The sequence below is a fragment of the Enterobacter cloacae complex sp. SHL022 genome (genome assembly GCF_049237785.1).
Taxonomy (GTDB): domain Bacteria; phylum Pseudomonadota; class Gammaproteobacteria; order Enterobacterales; family Enterobacteriaceae; genus Enterobacter; species Enterobacter hormaechei_C.
The window spans coordinates 263,870-286,622 of sequence record NZ_JBMKJH010000008.1; the positions used below are offsets into that span (position 1 = coordinate 263,870).

General features: G+C 50.4%; 18 protein-coding genes. All 18 read right to left on the minus strand.

From position 1 onward, the window contains the following. Window position 1: 1 nt before the first annotated feature. The 18 genes from ACOTZD_RS17870 to ACOTZD_RS17955 all read right to left on the minus strand — a co-directional run bounded on the left by ACOTZD_RS17870 (window position 2) and on the right by ACOTZD_RS17955 (window position 22,521). Complete coding sequence (locus ACOTZD_RS17870; RefSeq protein WP_023315463.1) at window positions 2-1,390, minus strand: hypothetical protein; 1,389 nt, start codon at window positions 1,388-1,390, stop codon at window positions 2-4. Further along, window positions 1,387-2,145, minus strand: coding sequence for an outer membrane lipoprotein-sorting protein (locus ACOTZD_RS17875; RefSeq protein WP_137048452.1), 759 nt, complete (start codon window positions 2,143-2,145; stop codon window positions 1,387-1,389). Before ACOTZD_RS17875 ends, ACOTZD_RS17870 begins: the two co-directional genes overlap by 4 nt. Before the next feature lie 39 nt (window positions 2,146-2,184). Beyond that, the gene (locus ACOTZD_RS17880; protein WP_023324193.1) at window positions 2,185-3,495 is read right to left on the minus strand and encodes an ABC transporter permease; all 1,311 of its coding nucleotides are present in this window, start codon (window positions 3,493-3,495) and stop codon (window positions 2,185-2,187) included. Further along, window positions 3,496-4,143, minus strand: coding sequence for a hypothetical protein (locus tag ACOTZD_RS17885; protein ID WP_023315460.1), 648 nt, complete (start codon window positions 4,141-4,143; stop codon window positions 3,496-3,498). After that, window positions 4,127-4,834, minus strand: a complete 708-nt coding sequence (locus tag ACOTZD_RS17890) for an ABC transporter ATP-binding protein (protein ID WP_023315459.1) — start codon at window positions 4,832-4,834, stop codon at window positions 4,127-4,129. The genes ACOTZD_RS17885 and ACOTZD_RS17890 overlap by 17 nt, the downstream gene beginning before the upstream one ends. A 10-nt stretch (window positions 4,835-4,844) precedes the next feature. Continuing rightward, window positions 4,845-5,795, minus strand: a complete 951-nt coding sequence (locus ACOTZD_RS17895; protein ID WP_023324192.1) for a hypothetical protein — start codon at window positions 5,793-5,795, stop codon at window positions 4,845-4,847. A gap of 18 nt (window positions 5,796-5,813) precedes the next feature. Then, a complete protein-coding gene (locus ACOTZD_RS17900) occupies window positions 5,814-7,031 on the minus strand; it encodes a beta-ketoacyl synthase (protein ID WP_050870213.1) in 1,218 nt (405 codons plus the stop codon). Window positions 7,032-7,035: 4 nt separating this feature from the next. Next, window positions 7,036-9,594, minus strand: coding sequence for a beta-ketoacyl-[acyl-carrier-protein] synthase family protein (locus tag ACOTZD_RS17905; RefSeq protein ID WP_174402497.1), 2,559 nt, complete (start codon window positions 9,592-9,594; stop codon window positions 7,036-7,038). A gap of 97 nt (window positions 9,595-9,691) precedes the next feature. Beyond that, window positions 9,692-10,852, minus strand: coding sequence for an aminomethyltransferase family protein (locus ACOTZD_RS17910; protein WP_058674817.1), 1,161 nt, complete (start codon window positions 10,850-10,852; stop codon window positions 9,692-9,694). Window positions 10,853-10,881: 29 nt separating this feature from the next. Next, entirely contained in the window at window positions 10,882-11,163 is a 282-nt protein-coding gene (locus tag ACOTZD_RS17915; RefSeq protein ID WP_023315454.1) for an acyl carrier protein, read from the minus strand. 21 nt (window positions 11,164-11,184) lie between these two features. Then, the gene (locus tag ACOTZD_RS17920) at window positions 11,185-11,733 is read right to left on the minus strand and encodes a 3-hydroxyacyl-ACP dehydratase FabZ family protein (protein WP_023315453.1); all 549 of its coding nucleotides are present in this window, start codon (window positions 11,731-11,733) and stop codon (window positions 11,185-11,187) included. A gap of 3 nt (window positions 11,734-11,736) precedes the next feature. Further along, a complete protein-coding gene (locus tag ACOTZD_RS17925) occupies window positions 11,737-12,492 on the minus strand; it encodes an SDR family oxidoreductase (protein ID WP_023315452.1) in 756 nt (251 codons plus the stop codon). Between the two features lie 20 nt (window positions 12,493-12,512). Beyond that, entirely contained in the window at window positions 12,513-12,881 is a 369-nt protein-coding gene (gene acpS / locus ACOTZD_RS17930) for a holo-ACP synthase (protein ID WP_023315451.1), read from the minus strand. A 17-nt stretch (window positions 12,882-12,898) separates the two neighbouring features. Then, complete coding sequence (locus ACOTZD_RS17935; RefSeq protein ID WP_023315450.1) at window positions 12,899-14,518, minus strand: ShlB/FhaC/HecB family hemolysin secretion/activation protein; 1,620 nt, start codon at window positions 14,516-14,518, stop codon at window positions 12,899-12,901. An 88-nt stretch (window positions 14,519-14,606) separates the two neighbouring features. Next, window positions 14,607-18,479: a filamentous hemagglutinin N-terminal domain-containing protein gene (locus tag ACOTZD_RS17940; RefSeq protein ID WP_023315449.1), complete on the minus strand. Its 3,873-nt coding sequence runs from the start codon at window positions 18,477-18,479 to the stop codon at window positions 14,607-14,609. 288 nt (window positions 18,480-18,767) lie between these two features. Next, window positions 18,768-20,915 (minus strand): polysaccharide biosynthesis tyrosine autokinase, encoded by a 2,148-nt coding sequence (locus tag ACOTZD_RS17945; protein WP_174402477.1) that lies wholly within the window; start codon window positions 20,913-20,915, stop codon window positions 18,768-18,770. 17 nt (window positions 20,916-20,932) lie between these two features. Further along, the gene (locus ACOTZD_RS17950; RefSeq protein WP_269150369.1) at window positions 20,933-21,382 is read right to left on the minus strand and encodes a protein tyrosine phosphatase; all 450 of its coding nucleotides are present in this window, start codon (window positions 21,380-21,382) and stop codon (window positions 20,933-20,935) included. 2 nt (window positions 21,383-21,384) lie between these two features. Next, window positions 21,385-22,521 (minus strand): polysaccharide export protein, encoded by a 1,137-nt coding sequence (locus ACOTZD_RS17955; protein ID WP_023315446.1) that lies wholly within the window; start codon window positions 22,519-22,521, stop codon window positions 21,385-21,387. Window positions 22,522-22,753: the final 232 nt, after the last annotated feature.

Below are 22,753 nucleotides of genomic sequence, written 5' to 3' on the forward strand. Positions count from 1 at the left end.
CTTATAAATAATACTTAAAGCCAACATAGCCACCGGCGACATCGCCGAAGAAGGCAAACTCAGAATTTGCGCTACCCAGTGCTGAATAGACGCCGGTATAGGCCTCCAGCTGGTCATCAATAAAGGTCAGCGGTGCGCTGAGGTGTAGCCCCGTCAGGGTGCTTTGATCCATCAGGTTGAGGATCAAATAGGGTTGCGCGGCGATCTGATGCGTGAACTGCACGCTGGACCAGGCGTTGAGATAGTGTTTCCCCTGCAGCATGCCTTTATTGCCCGTATTGCTTATCTCGGAGGCCATCAGGTACTTGTAGGAATCAAATGCCCTGTCGAGCGGCGCATAGCCTGTCGCGGTGTTCAAAAAGGTCATCAGGTCACGCTGTTTATTCCACTCAGAGCGCGAATAGCCTTCGCTCTGGTAGTAATATTCCAGTCCAAACACGTTGAAGGTATCGGAGGTGTATTGCGCACCAACGGCCACCTCCACGCCCTGTTTATCCTCTGTTTCATACAGCGAGTCGGGGAATTCATATCGCGCCAGCTCAGCAGTTTTTTCGTCCGACAGATGGCGCCAGCGCTGCTCCGCATGCCACGCCACTTCGGCACTGATGGTGAGCTGCGGGGTGTAGTGGTAACTGTCTGAAAGCGCAACCGAATGCGAATCGCCCATCAGAACGCGCATACCCGGCGTATGGTCACGGAAGGCGTGAGAGGTATAGCCCAGCAGCCATGACTCACTGCTGTTGCCGCGCTGGTTTGCAGACCAGTTTCCGGAGGTCAGATAATATTTATCAATTGAGGCCAGCTTCGGAATCACCGTCAGCGAGAACGACTCATCCCGGTTGTCCATCGACAGCGTTGCCGCCCATGAAGAGGACTGATAAGCCGTACGGAGCTCGGGATCGTAAATCCGCGTTGGTTTTGCTCCGTCGTAATAATGCGGCGTGAGATCGGAAGGCGAGCGCAGGAAGAAGAGCCCTTGCCTGGCCTGGAGTTTGCCAACCTCAAGCTGCAGGCTGTCCGACACGGTATAGGCAAGCTTGAGCCGCTCAATTAGCAGACGCGAGCGGCGATCGTCCTCTTCAAATGCCCCGAGCTTGCGCGGCGTGTACCAGGTCAGCCCATAGACGGAAAAGTCCAGATCAAGCGCATTATCAATCAACGAGCAGCGACTTGAAACATTCACTCCGGCATCGTTATAGATATTGTGTCTGGTATATGGGTTTCGACCATTGATTCGCCAGTCTGAAATCTGTTTTTTAACGGCGGACACCTGCTCATATAACGTCACGGACGTGTTTTTTGCGACGTCATTACCCGAGAGGCAGTCAGCAAACACGCTTACCGGCAGAGCAGAAAGCACGAGGGTTAATCCGGTCAACGTGCGCTTCATTTCACACCTCGCTGAATAGACTCGCGAGTGAACGCCGATTCAGGTAACGACTCCAGACGGACGTCGCTGTACTCCATGACGGAATAACTGTTACCGTGACGCACCTCTTTCACTGTAATTTTCATCGGCCGCATCTTGCCTAATACCATTTGGAAATCCTGATATAAAACTTCTTTAATTAACTTATTATCCAGAGAGAAATAGGCCGCCTTATACGGACGGTTATCTCCCATGCTTTCGACGTAATACATCACCTTCGGCCAGGTGACCTCCGCAGATTTGCGGACCAGCTCCAGCATGTAACACCGCGCCTCACCGCAGGCAGTTTCTCCCTTAAGCGAGGCGTCGTAGGCATATTCAAAGTTGGTGACAATCACGTCGCCATTGGATATTTGCCCAATCAGCCGCTGCTGGCGTGAGACGGGAACCGGACGGCGCAGTTCAGGGGTGTAGAACCATAGATCGTACCAGTCTGAGAGCAGCACTTTGCCCTTGTCGCGCGGGGGATAAACAAAGCGCGCCAGGGAGCGGGCATCCGCTTTGATTTCCCCCTCTGGTTTCATAAAGCGCATGGAAATATCCAGCACCTGTTTATTTTCGGGCCGTGTGGCGCCCGCTTTAAATTCATGAATAGTGAGGGTGTAGCGAAACGGCTTATTTGGCGAACGGACTTCATCCGCACGGCGAATAATTTCCAGCGCGCGTTCGTCAGCCGCGGCAGAATAAGCCGCTGCTGAAAAGAGGCACGCCCCCATCAGGAGATGAGCAATAACACGAACTTTCATATCGTTTCCTTACGAGAATTTAAATGCATCCGAAATATTGAGACGTGAAGCACGCAGCGCGGGCAGTACTGAAGCTCCCGTCGCGGCCAGGATCGGCAATACCAGGGTTATCCAGTTAAGCGCGGCGCTGTCGGTTTTGATAAATGCCGTGTAGCCCTGCGATTGCCCTGGCGACGGCGGCATCGCGATACCGTAGAGGTTAATCACGGCAGCAATGGCATAACCAATCGCCAGGCTGCCCAACGCGCCGATAATGCCGATGAAAATGCCCTCCAGCAAAAACAGGCGAGTCACGTGTAGCGGCTTCAGGCCAATCGCCCTGAGCGTGGTAATTTCCCGGGTGCGCTCGATAATATTCATCGTCATCGAGTTACCGATCATAAAGATGACAATCAGACCAACGATGAGCTTAATGAAGAAGTAGATCCCTGATAAAAGCCCCTCGACCTGCTGATAAAATATCGAGGCCTCTTTCCAGTCTTTGACGATTAACGGTAATTTGTGGTCGGCAATAAATTGACGCAGTTTCGCCGTGAACGCGGCAGTATCGTCCTCTTTTAACAGGATCAGCACCTTACTCACGCTAGCGGTGCCCATAATACGTTGCGCAGTATCCAGCGGAATTTTCATCGCTACGTCATCGTAATCTTTGATGCCCGATTCAAAGATGCCGCGAAGCTTCATTGACAGCGCGCCCTGTCCTCCCTGCGTGTTGACCACCAGCACGTCCAGCCAGTCGTCATAGTGGGCATTGAGCGTTTTCGCCAGCCCGCTCCCAAGCGTGATTTCATCCGTACGGATGCGGGACAGATCGCTGCCGATGATTAATTTATCAAACGAGCCCAGCTTCAGTGCCGGCAGCGGCTCTACGCCCAGCGCGGAGAAATAGCTGGAGGTTTCGCTCTCATACTGCGAAATAACACCGGTGAACTCCAGCTGGCCGGAGAGCGTCGAGATACTCTCGGCCAGAGTCGGATCGTTGAGGATCGCTTTCTTTAATGCCGGGTAATCTTCGATCAGACTTTTGTTTTTATTGGATGTTTCGAAATAGTTTTTATTATAAATCTGAACATGACCAATGTTAGTACGGATGGTTTGCTCTTTCAGGATCCAAAAGGAGTAATCAATAAAACCGCCGTACAGAAAAATCGACACGCCACCTAACATAATGGCGGCAATCGTTGAAAACGAGCGCCTTTTGTGGCGAAACAGATTTAAGAAAGCAAACTTTACGTCCCGCGAACGAAATAATACACACCAGAGGACAAAAAGCAGGATCAACACAACAACGCTTATCGCGAACACCATTTCCCCGGACATTTATTTCCCTTTCACCAGCGGTAACAGGACTTCTGTCACTTCGTTGATATCCCACTCTGGCGCATTGCCCGATGCCAGAGACGATGCGGTACTGGCATTACGCAGCTCTATTTCAGCCAGTAACGCGTCCGCCTGCTTCTTGCGTTTACAACTCAACAGCGCGCGATAGCGCATTTCGTTAATGTGTTCCACTAAACCGGCATTGAATATGCCAGGGGTTTTCAGCATCTGTTCCGTATCGTTTAACGTCACCACACAGCGTCCGATAGCCGCAGGCAAATACGCATCGACTCGCGCGCGCATGTAGCGCACCAGCGGGTTCTCTGCATAGAGATCGACCGCCTCATCCAGGTAGAAAAAGCCCGTTTTGCCGAACTCAGATGCCCGAATAAAGTCATTGGTTTTAAGGAAATAGTCGGCCTGACGCAGCGTACCGTAGGCATAGAAAACCAGAGACAGAGGATTGTCGTTGGCTTTGTATTCCTTGAAGAGCGACTGCGTCATCTCGGCGAGCATGTCTGCCTCCATCGGGAAACCGCTTTTTATGACGTGCTCGGCTACCGGTGCCGGTGCAGCTTTGATGTTTCCGGCATAGGCCAGGCACAGCAGAAACCAGCAGAGAAGGAAAAAATTACGTTTGTGAATCATGAACTAAAACTCCGTCCTTAATTTCAACCACGCGCCGTGCACGCTCTTTAAGCTGGCTGGAGTGCGTGGAAATAATAAAAGTGGTGCGTGTCTCCTGATTAATTTTCAGCAGGAGATCCAGAATGGCTTCCCCGGTGACCAGATCGAGATTTCCGGTCGGTTCATCGGCAATGACAACCTGCGGGTCGTGTGCCAGCGCCCGGGCGATGGCCACGCGCTGCTGCTGCCCGCCCGAAAGCTGGCCCGGTTTACGTTCGGTAAATCCCGCAAGCCCCACGCTCTCAATAAAATGCAGCGCCCGCTCTCTGGCTTCTTTTTTTCCGACATGGCCGTTTAACACCAGCGGGAAAAAGACGTTATCGAATACGCTCAATACGGGTATCAGATTGAAAAACTGAAAAATAAAACCCAGGTGTCTACCGCGGATCGCCGCGAGCTGTTCTTCCGGCAGATGGTTGAGTAATTTTTTCAGAAACATCACCGTTCCCACGGTGGGTTTATCAATTCCCGAGAGGATATTTAACAAGGTACTTTTACCGCTGCCGGACGGGCCGCAAAGCGCCAGAAATTCACCTTTTTCTATTTCCAGATTGATATTTTTCAGGGCATCGACTTTGCCTTCGCCCGAGCCATAACTCTTATAGATATTGTTCAACGATATCATTGGGAGTTCTTTAATTATTCCGCTCATGGAGATGTCGTTATTCCTTGCAATATTCAATGTCGAAATAGCTGTAGCCAAACTGCTTGTCGGGAACGATGGTTCTTAATCGCCCCGAAAAATCAGCATGTTGTTTGAGCCAGGCGAAACTTAACGCTGGAGTCAGGCAGCCGCTGGCACCGTAGAGATCAACCAGATCCAGCGTGTTATTCGCGGGCAGCGCCGAGCGAGACAGCAGGTCTTTGCGCAGGCCCGAAAACGCAATCTGTTCAGGAACCTGGGTGTGCTCGATGGCATCGGCCATGACGTATTGCCCCCCCTTCACCCGAATAGCGCTCTCCTGCTGGCTGAAGATGAAACATCCGGCGCGTTCAACCGTTAAATTCACGTCTTCGGCCTTGTCCCTGCGTTTCTCCCCCCACTTTAGGGAAATATCTTCATCAGAAAACACCAGGATGGGGATCGCCCGGTAAGCCGTACAAATCACCACAAAATCAAAAACATCCCAGCTCAGGTAATCGTTCGCCAGAGCGATGGCCTGCACGAAAGATTGCTTCTCGCTTCGCAGCTTGAACGTAGGTGCGTTAACCGAGAATTTCTTGACCAGGTTTTTCGGCAGCGTATCGATCGTTGATATGTGCAACGCGCTGGAAATATTCTCAAACGGCCCGGATTCGCCCCAGGAATCGACGTAGATAAATGCCGTACGCTGCTTTAATAGCTTCATACGCTCTTTGGTCGGCAGCGCCATCAGCGCGTCATCAGCCGCCTTCTCCATCGCCTCAAGATATTTTTGATAGTGAGGGTTACGGATCATCTCTCCCGGGTAGAGGTCCGGCTGCGTACCAAAACGTTTTAATCCCCATCCATTGGCGTGGGTAGATTTAAGCGCCTTATTAAATAAATGTGCTTCCCAGGCGTTTAACCAGCTGGGTTGATAGAAATAAAATTTATCTTCCGGCTCAACAAGCGAAAATGAGGATAAATACATATGGCTCTCCACGCTCCTTCAAAGGCCCCGGTGAATATCAGACATCACGGCACCAATGATTGAACCATCCACGCCAACGCCGACTTTAAGAAGATGTTTTTTGTGGTGCCCAATAATGCCCTGGTCAATAAGGACATGCTGCGCAACGCTTTCAATAATGGTGTCATTCCCCACCGGGGAAATAAGCTCTTGCTGCGATAACGTATGGTGTCCAATAATTAAATCGACAATTCCTGAACCGGTGGCGGTATAGCCAATCTGGCCTTTGTAGGCGAGAACCGGAATGGTATTTTCCTCAGCGAAGACCGCTATTGCTTTAGCTTCCGCTTTGTCACTGATGGATGAGCCGTTACCGTGCGGCATGATTGCGCACAGTTCTTCCGCACTCAGGTCCGCTTTTTTCATCGCAGCCTGCATCACCTTCAGGATATTGGTGCTGAGCCATGAGCTGTCATTGCTTCTTCCGGCGCTAATCTGCGTGTAGGTGGTTTGCAGCCGCACGCCGGAGCCTGCCTTCCTTGCGCGGCGGTGACGCGCATTTTCGAGCAGAATCGCGCTGTATCCTTCCGCAAAAAGAACACCTTTACTGTTCTCACCGAAAGGCTGAACCAGGTGCGTATCCAGCATCGATTGGGTATCGAGGAACCAGATATCCTGGGTTTTAATTTTTGAGCAATTCACCACCAGCACAATATCAACGCCGCCATGCTCGATGGCCTGACAGCCTAAATGCACCGCCGTCATCGCTGAATTACTGGTGCAGTTCATATTGGGGGGGAGATACTGCAGGTGATATTTACGCGCAATATGTCCTGCAATCTTGTCCTGCGACATATTGTCGACGTGCAGCGTCATTAATGATTTTGAAAGATAAATATCTTCAACATCATTTTTGTTATAAAAATTCTTGAAGGCCATACCATCGACCCGAGGGCCGATGCCGGTTAAATAAACGCGAGCGTTACACCCGCCCAGCCACTGGACATCCAGCCCGGCCTGGGCGAGTGCATCGTTAATCAGACGATAAAGCAGATCTAATGCGCTATCATCCGTATGATCCAGCGTGGCAATATGCTTATTGCCATCGAACCCACACTTAATTGCCTCGTCGTCGGATTTAAACCAGGGCTTTCTTTCAACGCGTTTGCCCAGCTTCAGGTTTTGCATAAGCTGAAGGCTGTCTTCGGCAAACGGCAGGCAGGAACTGAACCCCGAAATAATAGCGGCATTATCCACAATATTATCCTTTAATCACAAACGCGTAGTAGTTGCCGCCTTCCGTCGCGCCCACCAGCAGCACGTGCTTAAGGGCCAATTTCAACGGTTCACGAACGAAGTTAATTCGCTTATCGAAGAACTCAACGGTATGAGGAATAGCGGGAACCGCCTGCTTCTTAATACAGTCAATGATGACCGCCAGGTTAAGCAGCCCGGCAGCAGACGCGACAAAACCAAAGCAGGCGTTATAGTTCACCACAGGCACGTCCGGTTTTGCCTGCGCGAAGGCTTCAGCGATCGCATCGATTTCAATGCGTGAACTTTCATCGCTGCCTTTGCTGGTGCCGCAGACCAGGTCGATCTCCTGCGCCGTCATGCCGGCATCCTTCAGCGCGCGGGCGATGGCCAGCGCCATAGAGGCAGATTTCTCGCCCTGCTGTGAGGCGTCAAAATAGCTATTGCTACAGGATTTGCCGTAACCAACCACTTCTGCCAGCACCTCGGCGCCACGCTCCGCCGCGCGCTGCGGATCTTCCAGCAGCAGCATGCACGCACCTTCGCCTGGGATATAACCCTTCGGATCGTTACCGTAGATGTGATAATCCCGCGCGTCAGAGGTCATATGGAGCTTCCGGGTGACCGCATCCATGTAGAGAGACATTGAGGGGAAATACTCGTCCGCACCGCCCACCAGCACCTGCGGCTGCAGATCCTGACGCACAATTTCGTAGCCGTAGGTTAATGCGCCGAGTGCCGCGTTTTCCCCGGTCGCCAGCGTGGTGGTATAGCCCTTGATCCCTTCGGAAATGCCGCAGAACGTTGGGATAGAGTTCATCAGCGAGCCCGGGAATTCAGAGGTTCTGACCTTGCGCGGATCGGGCTTCAGGCTTTGCAGATATTTGTAGGTGGTTTCCTGCGGGCCGCTGGACATTCCCATCACCATACCCAGCGCATCGCCATCACGTTTAATTTTACGCTTCGCCTGCTCCAGCGCTTCGGACAACGCGATTAGCGCAAACGTACCGCCACGGGTGGCTTTTCGCGGATCGAAGCGACGCAGATGTTTACGCGGCTCAAGGCCGGTGACCTGGAAGGTTTTGAAGTGCTCGTTCGCTTCCGGACGGGTTGCCGTGAGATCGCTAAACGCTTCACCGAACAGGTCCTCAAACTGACGGGTCGTTTCGAGAACATCCAGCAGCTCTTTCGCTTCTTCCAGCGTGTCTTCCGGGAAGGTGACGCCCCCCAGCTCTACGCTTTGGCTTTGCTTCCAGACGTTGTCGAGGATCTCGTTAACGGTGTGGCCAATCGCGGAGACGGCACCGAGACCGGAGATCGCGACGCGCTTTTCGTCGTAGACGCTGACCGGAACGGAACACGGATCCATGCTGATAATCATGCTGCAGTTATTACCGCCGAACGCATAATTGTTCTTCATGAAGAGGTTGATTTTCCGATCGCGGAAGTCGTTCGGCACGTAGTCCAGATCGCAGTTAGGACGCGCGTTATTGAAGTTCAGCGTCGGCAGCACGCGGTTATCCGGTAGCGTAACCAGGCAGGCGATCAGTTCGACGATCCCCGCCGCACCGATGTTGTGGCCGAAGTAAGACTTGGTAGAGCTAACCAGCAGCTTTTCGTTGTTAGCGAACACCTTTTTCATCGCCAGCGTTTCGATGCGGTCGTTCGCTTCAGTGCCGGTACCGTGGGCGTTGACGTACTCAATCTGCTCTGGGGTGACGCCCGCGTTTTCCATCGCCTTATGCATTACCTGCACAGCGCCGCTGGCGCGCGGATCCGGTCCGGTTTCATGGAACGCATCGCAGGAGGTGGCATAGGAGAGAATTTCACCGTAAATGGTGGCACCGCGCGCAACGGCGTGCTCATATTCTTCCAGCACCACGGCACCCGCGCCTTCGCCAATCGACATGCCGGAGTTGCCGGAAAACGGCGTGCAGGCTTCGGGATGCATCACGTTGAGGGCGTAAAACCCAGCGAAGGTTGGCAGGTAGATTGGCTCTGTCCCAACGGCCAGCATCGTTTTGCTTTTGCCGTTCTGGATATAGTCAAACGCCATCCCGACCGCATTCGGGCTGGCCGTACAGGCGGTCGCCACCAGCTCAACCCCGCCCTGCAGCCCGAGCAGCGTAGAAACGCTGGAACAGCAGGAAGAGAAACCGCCTGAGAATAAGGCTTTACGCAGGGAGAAATCTTCCATACGTTGTTCGAACAGCGGTAAGAACGCCTCGGTGCCGGCGGAAGAAACGCCCACAATCAGGCCGGTGTCTTTCAGGTGAGCCTTATTTTCGGCCAAGCTCGCCTGGTTCAGCGCATCTTTTCCGACCTTGTAGGCCCAGAGTGCAGCATTATCCAGAGATGCAATCACATCATCAGGCAATTCTGAATAATCAATATCATGCAAAACTTCAGCCGCTCTGGCGTTTTCAAACCATTTTGAAAAACGCACGCTGTCGGTCACGCCATTTTTTTTATTTAATAATGCGTCTCTGAAATCCTGCAGGTTATCCGCCAGCGAGGAGAGGATCCCAATCCCGGTAATAACAACGCGTTTCCGGTTTGTCTTCATAACTATGTACCACCGTGTACAGACAAGTAACAGCATGAGAGGAGCCGTGGCATTAATTAATCCACGACTCTCCCTCACTGTTTCAGTGAATAATTAACTACAGCGCGCTTTTTGCTTTAGATGCATCAACAAAGCTGTTCTCGGTCGGATTAACCAGCATGCTCAGGTTATAGATGAAAGGCATCCCTTTGGTTTTCGCGGCGACGTTTTCAGAAGCGGTTTGAATATCAAAGCCGCTAATATCAGACCAGGCAAATTCATTCTCAATCAGTGCCAGCGCAATAACGCACTGCAGGGCTGGAGAGAAAATAGCCTTCGCCACTTTACCGACTTCCTGACCGTCAACCAGTACGCTGTCGCCTGAGGCAATACCCGCACATTCCCCTTCGACAATCATGCCGATTACCTTGCGAGAGCCTTCGCTATGGGACAACGCTTCCGCTGCCTCTTTACCCACAAAGCCTTCTTTGTCGTACTGTACGGCCCACTGCATCTGGAGCTCTACCGGGTTGAGGCGGTAGCCAGCCCACAGCGCCTCGTCCCAGCCAGGGTTTTCGATACGCACGATTTTCTGGTAGTCCAGACCGCCGGTCTTCAGCTGATATTTATCCCCCCGCTCCAGCAGCTGCTGCCACTGCTCCAGCAGCTGTTCCTGCTGGCCCACAACCATATAGGCGAACTCGCCGTGCTTGCCGCAGCGGAATACCATCAGCTCGTCGTCGGTATTCATATACTCATAGTAAGGCAGGCCGATAACGTCGAAACCGTGGATCTCAGACATCAGTTCCCAGGAGTATGGCCCTTCAACCATGATGGCCCCCCAGTTCTGCTCGCGCATATCAGCAATGTCCGGGGTTTCCTGAATATCCAGTTCGTCCGCTTTTACCAGAAGGGCATTCAGGACAGCGATAATTTCCGCTGCCGGAATGTTTTCAGACATGATGTAGTAGCCGTCTGAAGCGCAAAGGACATACACGTCACCGCGCACGGTACCGTCTTCATTCAGTACCAGAGAGTAAATCCCCTGCTCGTCACGGATAATAGAAACGTCCGCAGAGACATAGTAATTCACCAGAGCCCAGGCATCATCGCCCATCACGCTGACGATGGACATGTGGGAATAGTCCACCAGCAGAGCATTTTCACGCACGGCTTTATATTCCACCATCGGGTCGTGGTAGGCAGAAGGCACGTTGGCATTGTTATAAATGCCCATTTTCGCATTGTTTTTTAAATGAAAATCATAAAGAGACGTCATAACGGGATCCTGTTATTCGCAATGGTGAATTACGCTTTTTTCTTCTGGATGATAAATGTCGCCAGATTGTTGATACTTCTCATATAAGAAGGATCGTCGCTTTCGCTGACTTTAATATCGAAAACTTTATCCAGCATGACCACGATTTCCGTTGCATCAACGGAATCCAGTTTTAAGCCATTACCAAACAGGGCAGTATCATCATCAATTTGAGATTCATCGCGCTGAATATTCAAACGCTGAATAATCTCAGTTTTAATTGTTATCAGCACATCCTTGCGCTGGTCAATTTCGTTTTTCATTGTAGACATGGTATTAACTCTCTCAGGGGTTTACTTACTTTCGCGGTAATTAATAATTGTGCCGTGGCTGATTAATCGCTTTCCGACGTTTGCCGTCACGGAGTAGTGCTTAAAGCCATGAGCATCAGAAAATGCCAGCTTGCTGGTGACTTCAATCGAGTCGCCAGGGTAGGCAATATCCTTAAATTTTAAATTCTGGGCAGCCAGTACGCCGCGCACCTGCGCGCGGCGGGTGCGGATGATCTCCCGCATTTCATCACGCTGAATGAGCGCATGGATATCGCGTAACGATTTGAGTTCGCCACCGTACGTCTCGCCGTAGATGTCGCAGATATCGGTGAGGAACGAGAGGTATTCGCTGGCCTGCCCAAAGATTTCAGAAATAATCACCCCGGGCATGATCGGATCGTCCGGGAAGTGCCCGAGCAGATAAGGTTCGTTATAGGTGATGTGCTTCGTCACCTTCACAAAGCCATTTTCGCCGTATTTGAAGTCATCAATTCTGTCGACCATCAGCAGCGGCTGACGCCAGCCGCCCATTTCCAGAAAGATCTTCGAGGGGATAACGTATTTAGACATAACTCACCGCATCACCAGGCCGCCATCGATAACGATGGTTTGGCCCACAATGTAACTGGACGCTGTCGATCCTAAGTAAACGACGGTGTTCGCCACCTCGTCGCATTTACCCAGCCGGCGCAATGGAATAGACGCGGTAACGCCGCGCACTACCGTGCGGGAAACTTTTTTGACCATTTTGGATTCAATCATTCCCGGCGCAATGGCGTTAACGCGCACGCCGTACGGCGCCAGCTCGGCTGCCAGCGTACGGGTAAATCCGAGGATCGCCCCTTTTGAGGCACTGTAGTTCGCCTGCCCGACGCTTGGGATAATGGCCGCAATGGACGCCACGTTGATGATGGCCGGGCTTTCCGCCGAACGCAGCAGCATTAGTGCCTCTTTGGTCAGGCGGAAAATACTGAACAGGTTGGTGTCTACTACCTGACTAAAATCATCAAAGCTCATCGAGGCGAAGAGGCTGTCTTTGACAATGCCGGCATTGTTGACCAGCACGTCCAGCTTTCCGGCAGCTTGCGTCAGATGAGCACAGAGCGCAGAAACGCTCTGCGGATCGGCAAGATCGCACTGAATAATCGACAGCTTGTTCCCGGCAGGATGCGTCTCTTTCAGCTCCGTTAACTGCACGGCATTCGATTTGTACAGCGCATACACATCGCAGTCCTGATCGAGAAACTTCGCACAGATCGCCAGACCAATATCACCGCTGGCTCCGGTAACCAGAACCGTCTTTGCCTTCAGATCGTTATATTGATACATAATATTCACAAATAATTAGGTTAATAAAGTATGACAACGGCAGTCGCATAATTCTGACAATGCGAAATACTGAGCGAGGCATTCTTGAGCTGCTTGTCGTCAAGCATCTCTTTGACTCGCCCGGAAAAAATGAAATGGGGGCAGCCCAGTTCGTCATGGCTAATTTCAATATCTTTAAACGTAATCCCGTCGCGATATCCACAACCAAGCGCTTTAACCATCGCCTCTTTTGCCGCCCAGAAGCCCGAGGCGCGTTCATAGTTCGGATCTTCCCGGTTAATTTTTATATTTTCCTGCTGGGTAAAGACGCGCTGTAAAAAATCATTTTGCCAGTTTGTTATCGCCCGCTTTATTCGCGAAACCTCCACGATGTCCGTGCCGATACGCATGTGTCATGCTTCCCTGTTCAGAGCTGATAAGAAATATTCAGATTAAAATTAAATTTGTTCACGTCCATGCTGCCGGGGAATTTTATCGGCATTGAGATGGACGAATCATATGCCAGGCTCTTCACGTTCCCCTGAATACCGAGCGTGCTGCCGATGATAATTTCCTGGCCATACTGGCTGTCTCGTCTTATGTGACCCGCGTCAACGCCTAAATAATAATTAGCGTCAATTCCACGCACCGGATGATAAAACGTATTTTGCAGAAAGTATCCGCTGTTTCCGGTAAGGCCAACGCTGTTTTCAAACCCGCGCACGCTCCAGCGATCGCCTATCGTCATCTGATCCTGAAGCGTCAGCTCACGCGGTGCGTATTGCGCCAAAAAAAAGGCGCTATACACGCTGCTGCCGAGCTGGCGGGTGTAGTTGCTTTCAACGTTCACCAGCTGGCTAACGGGACTGACGTCGCCGTAGACCATATCGGGCGTATGTTCTGCCCCGAACCAGGTTAAAAAACGCTGCCAAGAGAGTGAGGAGTCCCAGTGAGCATTCACTAACTGTTGCTTATAGTTAACGCCAACCTTAACGTTATCCATATCACGCTTCTGTAAGACCAGCGCTTCGCCATCAACGGTATAGCCTGATTTCCGGCGTATCAGCTCTGCACTGCCGCTCACCTTACGGGTTTTATCCCGATACAGCGTGCGCGATGCTTTGACGTTTGCGTAATCGCTTTTACCCGCATAGTCTACGCTGGTGTAGAAAAGCGGTATGGTCTGACGCGACCTGCTGGTGCTGTAGAACAGAGAATAGTTCCAGTAGCCTACCGGCAGCGCGTAGTAACCACTCACACTTTCATAGCGGCCGTTTGTGCTTTTTGTTCCCGCCAGATAAAACAGGTCACTGAACCGGGCGATGTTATACAGGTAGCCCACCGCAGAGGTCAGGTATTGCCCCGTCTCTTTAACCCCCCAGTTGTTATAGCTCGCGCGCACGCTCCAGTTTTTCACGCGGTTGGTGCGGATGTGAATCGTGCTATAGCCCTGCCTTGTACCCGGTTCGATGTTGATTTTGACGTCAACGCCCGGCTCCTGCTGGAGGTTTTCCAGCCCTTGCTCGATATCGCGAATATTCAGGATGTCTTCTTTCGCAAAAGGCAGCATCCACGGATTAATGTCGCTACTGTCGACAATAATCTTTTCAATTTTCCCTGCGCTCACGTCAAGCTTCAGCGTGCCGGACGAAATGTTTTGCGTTGGGATCGTAATTCGGGTCGTGATGTAACCCGCATCAATATAAAAGTCCTGCAGCGCCGCGGCAATTTTTACCACGCCAATACTGCCTACACAGCGGCCCAGGATCTCTTTTTTAATGGCCCTGTCGGTCTTACGCTGTAGAAAATCATTTTTAAGAACGAGCGACGTAATCGTAAAGCAGTTCTCTTCTTGCGGTAAATCATTCAGCCTGAATACTTTACGCTCGGTGCTGGAATAAACGTCCTGCCGATAAACCTTTTGCTCTTTGAAAGTATTCAGATCGGCATTTTGCTGCTGTTTGATAAGATTGTTTATGCCATCTTCAGCGAAGGCGTGAAAACTCAACAGCAACAATAGCGGTAAAAATTTAAATCGCGATTCCATTAACTTTCTCAGAAAAAAAGGCAGCAGGGTCTCGTTCTGACTTTGCGCTATCAGGCGATAGCTGCTGCCTTTTGTTACACCTTATAAATTACAGACCTACAACGTCGCCGGTATTAGTGACTTTATTTGCATTAAGTTCCATACCAGACAGACCGCCGAACACGGCGCTGCTACCGCTGTTAGTCAAGTTGTTGACGGTGATACCGGCAACACCATAACTCACCATATTCAGGTAGTTATAAATATTGCCTGCCGTTTTCACCAGCAGGGTATAATCGCTCACGATATTACCGCGGTTGTTAATGTCGGTACCGGCATTAATCGCGATATTCTGCGCGAGGATATTGCTGTTGGCGTTATTGGTGACATGACGCTGAGTATCAATTTTTGCGCTGGTGACGCCTACGATGTCTTTATAGTTCTCAACACCGTTTGCGGCATTAATTGCCAGTGCATTACCTGAAGAGATGGCATTGCGGTTAGTCAGTGCACCTTTCAGGACGTTGAAGTTCAGATCGCCTTTACCGCTGATCCAGCCATAGTTGGTGACGTTGTTATCAACGGTCAGATTCAGAGTCTTATCTGACGCGATAACGCCGGTCGCGGTGTTGTTCTCCATGCTGCCGTCGCTGTAGTTATTCAGCGTACCTGCGGTGACGTCAAGGTTGCCCGCACTCCAGGTGGTTGCATAGTTGTTATAGAACGTTCCCGCTGCTTTGATGACGGCATCCGCGCCGCTCACCAGCATTGCACGCGTATTATCCAGCGTCCCATTAGACAGTACGCTCAGCGCACCTTCATCCGCGATGATGCTGCTGTTGTTGTTGTAGACGTTCTGACCGGAAAGCGACGCGCCTTGACGACCAATCATGCCGCCAACATCGCCCGTCACACCGAAGGTTTCGCCGTGATTACGAACAAAGTTGTTACCGTCACGGTTTTCAATATTCCCTGCCGCAGTAACAGAGAGCTTCTTATCAGCTACGATCATGGCGGTGTTGTTGTACACGGTGCCTTTTGCATCGACGGTAACGTTCTTACCAGCAATCAAACCGTTATTGTTGTCAACGGTGTTGGCAGCCAGTTTGATGTCACCAGTCTGAGAAAGGACAGAGCCACGGTTGCTGTCGAAATTACCCGTCAGAGCCAGATCGATATTGCCGTAGGCGGCAACCTGACCGTAATCGTTGTTCAGTCGGTTGGCTTTCAGGGCAATGTCGCTACCGGACAGGATCTGACCGTAGTAGTTATCAACCGTACCACCAGCAGTAATGGTCACGTCGCCAGCCTCAGCGCTGATTTCACCGCGGCTGTTGTTAACATTCCCTGCGGCAGTCAGCGTTAAATCACCGACCGCTTTGATTTTGCGCGAGTTGTTATCAATGGTATTGGCACTTAAGGTCGCATCGCCATAGCTGATCATATTCAGATCGTTATAGATATTGCCTTTCGCGCTCATTGCCAGGCTGCTGTCAGCAACGATATTCCCACGGTTATTGATGTCATAGCCCGCGGAGATCGTAACCTTATCGCCAACCATGTTGCTGTTGGAGCTGTTGGTCACGCCACGCTGGCTGTTCACCACCAGATGCTCGCCAGCAGCGATATCTTTCAGGTTGTCGATACCGGTCAGCGCGGAAACCGTCAGTGATTTCTCGGCAGAAACGGTATTACGGTTAGTGAAAGAGCCGTTCAGAATGTTGACGATGGCATCACCCAGACTGCTGATCCAGCCGTAGTTGGTCAGGCTGCCCTTCACGTTCATGGTCAGGTTTTTATCAGCCGCAATAACGCCCGTTGCATCGTTATCTTCGAGCGCGCCATCGCTGTAGTTGCTCAGGCTGTTGGCGTCGATCGCCATATTACCCATGCTGTAGATGGTCGAGTAGTTGTTGTTCAACGTACCGCCAGCTTTGATGGTTGCATCTCCACCGCTCACCAGTAACGCGCGGCTGTTGTCGATGGTACCTTTCGCCAGAATTGTGAGCGGACCGTCCTCCGAAACGATACGGCTTTGGCTGTTGTAGATGTAGTTGCCAGACAGCGAAACGCCCTGCTTGCCGACCATTCCACCATTTTGCTGCGGCATACCGAAGTAGGTACCGAAGGCAGTGCCGAAATCATCAGCGTAGCGGTTTTCAATATTGTCGCCGGCCGTTACGGACAGAACCTTATTGGCTACAATAAATGCCGTGTTGTTGTTCACACCAGCGTTGGTATTAATGGAGACGTTCTGTCCCATAATGAAGCCACCGCGGTTGTTCAGGGCATTCGACGCCAGGGCAACATCACCTTCTTCAGAGCTGAAGACGCCGATGTAGTTGGTGATATTGCCGCCAACCGCCGCGCTCACGCCGGTACGGCCTGCAACACCGCCGTTGTCGTTACGCAGGGAGGCCGCTTTAGCAATCACTTTGCTGTTGGAGTTAAGCTTGCCAGAGTAGTTATCAATAGCGCCGGCGCTTTCCAGGGAGATATCGCCATTCGACGCCATCTGCCCACCGTTGTTGTTGATGCTGTTCGCTGCAATCTGCACGCCCTTCTCGGCAATAATGCCTAAAGAGTCATCGCTGGCGGTATCTGCCGTTTTGGTTGAACCGTTATTAACGGTACCTTTGGCTGCAATCTTGGTGAAACCACCGGCAGAACGGAGCATGCCGCGGTTGTTATCAACGTTACCGCCGCTGACGACGTTAACATCGCCCAGAGAGTCAACCATACCGCTGTTGTTATTTACCGAAGCAGACTCAAGGCCAACGTATCCGCCGAGGATCTGACCGTTGCTGTTATTCAGGGTGCCGGTTTTTAACGCAACAATTCCGGCTTCAATCCCTACAGCAACACCTTTTCCATAGTTGGTTAAGGTATTGTTATTGGTATCTACCGCCAGCATGCCTGCAGCCGCAATCTTTCCGTTGGTATTGTCGATAGCACCGCTATTTACATAGAGGTCTGCCATGGTCGAAATATTGCCCGAACGGCTGTTGTTGAGGCTATTTTTATTGGTGTCCAGCGCAATGGTACCGACGGAAGTAATATCCCCGGTGGTGTTGTTCAGTGCACCCTTGGTTTTAATATTGATCTGACCAGAGGATTCAATGCGCGCATTGTTATTCAGCAGCTGACCGTTAGCGTCAATATTTACGCCGCCGATGCCGCCAGCAATAACGCCCTGGTTACGCACGCCCACACCGCTCTCGGTGCTGATGAGGTTAATTTTATTGGCATACATACCGCCCAGAGCAGCAACGTCAATGCTGTTAGCATTGCGCGTTCCGGCGGCCGTTACCGAACCGGTCACCTGGCCTGCTGCATCAACGTAGTTATTGCCGGCAACAACGTTCAGCTCGTTGGCGGTGACTTTACCGTTCACCACAACGTTGCGGGACAGAATTTCGGTCGGGCTGGAGTTGTTCAGTTTACCCAGCGTAATGGTTCCACCATTCACAGAATAACCGGCTAACGCATCGTTCTGAATATCTGGCGTACCGGTAGTCAGGGTCAGCTTACTGGTGTTAATAGAACCACCGCCGTTAACGGTAATTCCGTTCGGGTTGGCAATGATTAAATCGGCTTTATCACCCGCAACTTCCATCATGCCGTTAATTGCAGAGGCATTTTTAGAAGTGACTTCGTTCAGAATAACTTTTGCTGCACCGGAGGTCAGGTTGCTGTTCCCCTGAATCTGGCCCGCCAGGGTTGTATTCGCACCCCCAACGCTGTTATTAAAGATAAGACCGTTCTTATCTACGTTTAGCTTGTCATACACATTATGTGAAAGCCCCTTATCGTTGGCTTTATTAATGTTGATAACAGGCACGTTGCCGACAGAAGAAACGACACCGTTCTTCATGCTGATCTCTGCAGTGTGCGCAACAAACGGCAGAGCGAGCAGAACTGAAGCGGCAACAGGGTGCCACTTCAGTTCTAATTGAAAGACATTATTCTTATTACTTTTCATTATTACCTACTCTTTATTACGGAATCATTACATTCTCTAGGAATTATAATTTCGCCACTCTAAATAAAATCTTCACTTCCTATGATCATTGACCTCCTGGGGTTCCCTACCTTTTCGTTAATTTAGACTCAAGCGCGTAATTAAGATTAATTTTGTCATTTTTGATCTGGAATGGCATTCAGACTGCACCACTTATTCGGCACTTTTGATTAGGAACAAGTCATTTGACATTAGGAATAGTAGACTTCCTGTTGCCTTAATGACTCATCCTTTATTAAAAACAATGCGCTAATCCTGATAAGAATAATCACCATAGGTGTAAGACTCAGCAGCCCTTTTTTCTACACCGTTAAATATCGTACCCTGAATGGCAACATCATTTTGTTCAAAGCGGCGCAGTCCCGCCTCCACTTCTTTTATCGAGTTTTGTTCGAACCGCACCACCATCAGGGAAGTCGATGCATATCTTCCTATAATCGCTGCGTCCGTTACGCTCAGGATGGGAGGGGTATCAACGATTACCACGTCGTACAACGTTGAGCATGCCCTTATCAACTCTGCAAAATTATCCGTCATGATGAGTTCCGCCGGGTGAGTGACCATGAGCCCGCGGCCGATAAAATCCACTCCTGAATATTCGGTTTTCTGAATAACGCTTTCGATATTGCCGCCTTCCGTTAAGAAATCAGCCAGGCCGGCTCCGCTCTCGGTCTTTGAGAAAATGCGATGCAAATATCCTCTGCGTAAATCGCAGTCAATCAACAATACCCGTGTTCCCGCCTGAGCCATCAGGACAGCCAGGTTGGAGCAGACAAATGACTTCCCTACCCCAGGAGAGGTGCCGGAGATCATTAATATGTTATTACCGGCTTTAAGCATGGCGAAATGGAGACTGGTACGAAGCCCTCTCAGCGCCTCTATCGCAAGCGACGTTGGGGCTGAATTTGCCAGCAGCTCATCAGACTGATACGTCGGGATCGCACGGCACCGTCTGCGCTTCGTCAACTCCGGAGCGAGGGGAACAACCGCATACACTGGAATATCGCGCATCTCAAGTTCCGCCGGCTGCCTGATCCCTTTTATCAGCATGTTGCGAACAAGGATGATCCCCGATGAGAAAAGGAAACCGAGCATGGCTGACAGAATAACAATCAGCAGCTTTTTAGGTTTGACCGGCTTCAGCTGCGTTACCGCGCGATCGATAATACGCACGTTGCCCAGCGTACTGGCCTTACTGATATTTAATTCATGCTGTTTATTCAGTAAAACCAGATAAATGTCATTACCCATCTGCACATCGCGGGTCATACTCAGGATCTCTTGCTGCGTGCTGGGCATCGCGCTAATTCGCTGGTTGAGCTTCTCTTTTTCTGCAACAAGAATCGCTTTTTTCTCTGACAATGCTTTATACGCAGGGTGCGTTCGTTTATACAGCTTGGAGATTTCTGCTTCCTTGAACGTCAGTTCATTAAGTTGAGTGTCAATAGCAACAACATTATCCAGAATAAATTTCGCTTCTAATGATAAGTCAACAGACTCATTATTCTTCCGAAATTCATTAAGTTTACTTTCAGCCTCTATCAAATTACTTTTGATTTGCAGTAACTGTTTATTTAAAAAAGCCAGGCTTTTACTGGCCTCTTCTGACTTCCGCGCAACGTCCTGAGCCAGGTAGTTATGTGCTATATTATCGAGTATTTTGCTGATAATCACCGGTTCGGGGCCAGTCATGCTCAAATGTAACATGCCGTTCCCACCCGATTTGGTATCAATGGAGAGTCTCTCCTTTATTTCTTCGATGACAGAATACTCGTTGCGCTTTATAATAATAAATGAAGTATTTTCAGTGAGCTGAGCGCTGTCAATCAGGAAATCAACGTCGTCAGTGTGGACAGGCACACCGACTTTGCCCTCAACAATGGACTCTCCGACATATAATACGAAGCCTCCAGACTGAACCATGTCCAGCTTCAGGGGCTGATTGATATACGGTTCCGGTACGGAAAGATAGGCAATCGCAATTTTCGCCGGTTGATGACCGAACAGACGTTGCAATAGGCCGTTGGCTACAGGATAGGTTTTTTCAGTCGTGACGATATCCAGCCCTAAATCGCGCACCGTTTTTCCAATCACCAGGCGTGATTTTATTAACGACACTTCTGATTCAGAACTTACCCCTGCCCCCTCAGGTAGCACAGGGGACAGCTTGCTTAATATTCCCAGAGAAGGGTTTTTCTCAACCTGAATTAACGCATCACTTTTGTAAATGGGCGTCAAAGTGTTAGCAATAATAATGCCGCACACAATAAACAGGAGAGTCGTGGCCGCTATCCACACTTTGCTATAAAATAAAACCTTGAGGATATGGACAAGATCAATCACCTCCCCGCGCTGGAGATAATCGGGAGGATCGTTGCTAACGTATCTGTTATTCATACGGTAATCAGCCTTACTTATTCAATCTGCTGAAAAACCTTTACCCATTCTTCAGCAGAGGATAAAAGTTGTTTAAAAATCAAATCTGATATTTCACGTCCCCGGCGGTACGGGTCGGCAATTTCGAGCTGCTGAAGCCAGTAGCCGAATAAAAACGTTTTCCCCCTGGCCTCCATGGCCATCCGGGTTACCGCTTCAATATGATTCTTCTCCATCGTCAGGATAAGATCGTACTCACGGCACATCGCTGGGGTGAGCTGACGTGCGATATGCCCTTCCAGAGAAAATCCATAATTCCGGGCGGTTTGCAGAATAACGGGATCGGCACATTCACCCGATTGTGCTGAAATCCCGGCGGAGTCCACCGTCATTTCCGGCAAGCAGGAACGCAATATTCGTTCTCCCGCCGGAGAACGACATATATTGCCCGTGCAAACCACCAGGATGGCGTTATAGTGCCCCTTCACGATTAATTTCCCCAGTTTCTCACAAAGCGAGTCGTTTCCGTCAGGCTGTAGATACCCGTAATGGTCGGCATTAGCTGGTTAATGACCCTGTTCCAGCGCGCAACTGGTGCGGATGTCACATAGACAATGTCGTAAGGCTTGAGCTTAAATTCTGTTCCAAGTACCAGTGCAGTAGCATCTCGCGCGTCGAGCTGGTAGATCGCCGCACGTTTCTCGTTTACGTCTTCTGATTTGGCCTCAGAACGGATCACGAATATCCCACTGGCATCGCTGGTTAGCTGATTCATCCCCTCAGCATTTCCCAGCGCTTCCGTCAGCGTCATGCCTGAGCGATCCATTTTCATGGTGCTCTGCTTAACAACATCCCCCATGACAAACACTTTTAAATCGTCATTGCGTGGGACATAGAGAATATCGCCCGGATAAAGCAATTTATTCTGCTGTAAATCGCCATACTGCATGAGGGCCTGAAGCGAAATTGTCGACTTTTTGCCCCCCTGGGTTAATACCACATTGCTCCAGTCGGCATTTTCCGTCAGGCCACCGGCCTGGTTTACTGCATCAATAATCGTCAGCGGCACGTTAGTAATAGGCTGCTGGCCAGACTGGTTTACCTCACCCGATACCGTGACCTTCTGTGAACGGAACGCAGCAATCCCCACTTCCACCTGAGGAGACTCAATATATTTCGCCAGATGCCCGGTAATCATCTCTCTGACTTCCGTCACCGTTTTATCCTTCACGACAACTTTCCCGATGTAGGGATAAAAAATAGTTCCGTCTGAATGTACCCAGTTTCCCGTATCGCTGGCGCTTCGATACTGTCCTGATGGAGTGGTGAGTTCCGGATGTTCCCAAACGGTCACCATAATAATGTCGCCAACACCAATACGGTATTCATACGCCTCCAGGCGCTTGTTTAGCTCTGCATTGCCCTGGGCAACAGCCACGTTTTCCCGCAGCTGCGCTATCAGCGCAGGTGTGACGGGATAAACATGAATATCCAGCTCGCTCTGCTTATTCTCCTGCGAATGAACCACTTTTTTTCCGGAGGTATCGATATGGCTGCCCGGCGCGATCTGGCAGCCGGCAAGAAGTAAGGTAGAACTTAAAATAAACAGAACCGCGATTTTTTTCATGCTTTTCACAATGTCATCCCTGTACAACGACACTCTCTTTAATTAATCGGCCAAACGACATGCTTCCCGTAAGGAAGAAATCCAGCAAGCCATTATTTATAAAATTATAACCATCACATGTTTTGCCTGTCCTGGATATGTGGATTATTCCTGGTTGAAAACATCGCTTTCTTACATTAATGTCAGCGTGAAATTACATTCCTGCGAGGTTAACAATTCCCATTTACTGAAG

Coding starts and splice junctions, on each gene's coding strand:
- ACOTZD_RS17870 (WP_023315463.1), bottom strand. CDS start 1,390: ATGAAGCGCACGTTGACCGGATTAACCCTCGTGCTTTCTGCTCTGCCG.
- ACOTZD_RS17875 (WP_137048452.1), bottom strand. CDS start 2,145: ATGGGGGCGTGCCTCTTTTCAGCAGCGGCTTATTCTGCCGCGGCTGAC.
- ACOTZD_RS17880 (WP_023324193.1), bottom strand. CDS start 3,495: ATGTCCGGGGAAATGGTGTTCGCGATAAGCGTTGTTGTGTTGATCCTG.
- ACOTZD_RS17885 (WP_023315460.1), bottom strand. CDS start 4,143: ATGATTCACAAACGTAATTTTTTCCTTCTCTGCTGGTTTCTGCTGTGC.
- ACOTZD_RS17890 (WP_023315459.1), bottom strand. CDS start 4,834: ATGAGCGGAATAATTAAAGAACTCCCAATGATATCGTTGAACAATATC.
- ACOTZD_RS17895 (WP_023324192.1), bottom strand. CDS start 5,795: ATGTATTTATCCTCATTTTCGCTTGTTGAGCCGGAAGATAAATTTTAT.
- ACOTZD_RS17905 (WP_174402497.1), bottom strand. CDS start 9,594: ATGAAGACAAACCGGAAACGCGTTGTTATTACCGGGATTGGGATCCTC.
- ACOTZD_RS17910 (WP_058674817.1), bottom strand. CDS start 10,852: ATGACGTCTCTTTATGATTTTCATTTAAAAAACAATGCGAAAATGGGC.
- ACOTZD_RS17915 (WP_023315454.1), bottom strand. CDS start 11,163: ATGTCTACAATGAAAAACGAAATTGACCAGCGCAAGGATGTGCTGATA.
- ACOTZD_RS17920 (WP_023315453.1), bottom strand. CDS start 11,733: ATGTCTAAATACGTTATCCCCTCGAAGATCTTTCTGGAAATGGGCGGC.
- ACOTZD_RS17925 (WP_023315452.1), bottom strand. CDS start 12,492: ATGTATCAATATAACGATCTGAAGGCAAAGACGGTTCTGGTTACCGGA.
- acpS (WP_023315451.1), bottom strand. CDS start 12,881: ATGCGTATCGGCACGGACATCGTGGAGGTTTCGCGAATAAAGCGGGCG.
- ACOTZD_RS17935 (WP_023315450.1), bottom strand. CDS start 14,518: ATGGAATCGCGATTTAAATTTTTACCGCTATTGTTGCTGTTGAGTTTT.
- ACOTZD_RS17940 (WP_023315449.1), bottom strand. CDS start 18,479: ATGAAAAGTAATAAGAATAATGTCTTTCAATTAGAACTGAAGTGGCAC.
- ACOTZD_RS17945 (WP_174402477.1), bottom strand. CDS start 20,915: ATGAATAACAGATACGTTAGCAACGATCCTCCCGATTATCTCCAGCGC.
- ACOTZD_RS17955 (WP_023315446.1), bottom strand. CDS start 22,521: ATGAAAAAAATCGCGGTTCTGTTTATTTTAAGTTCTACCTTACTTCTT.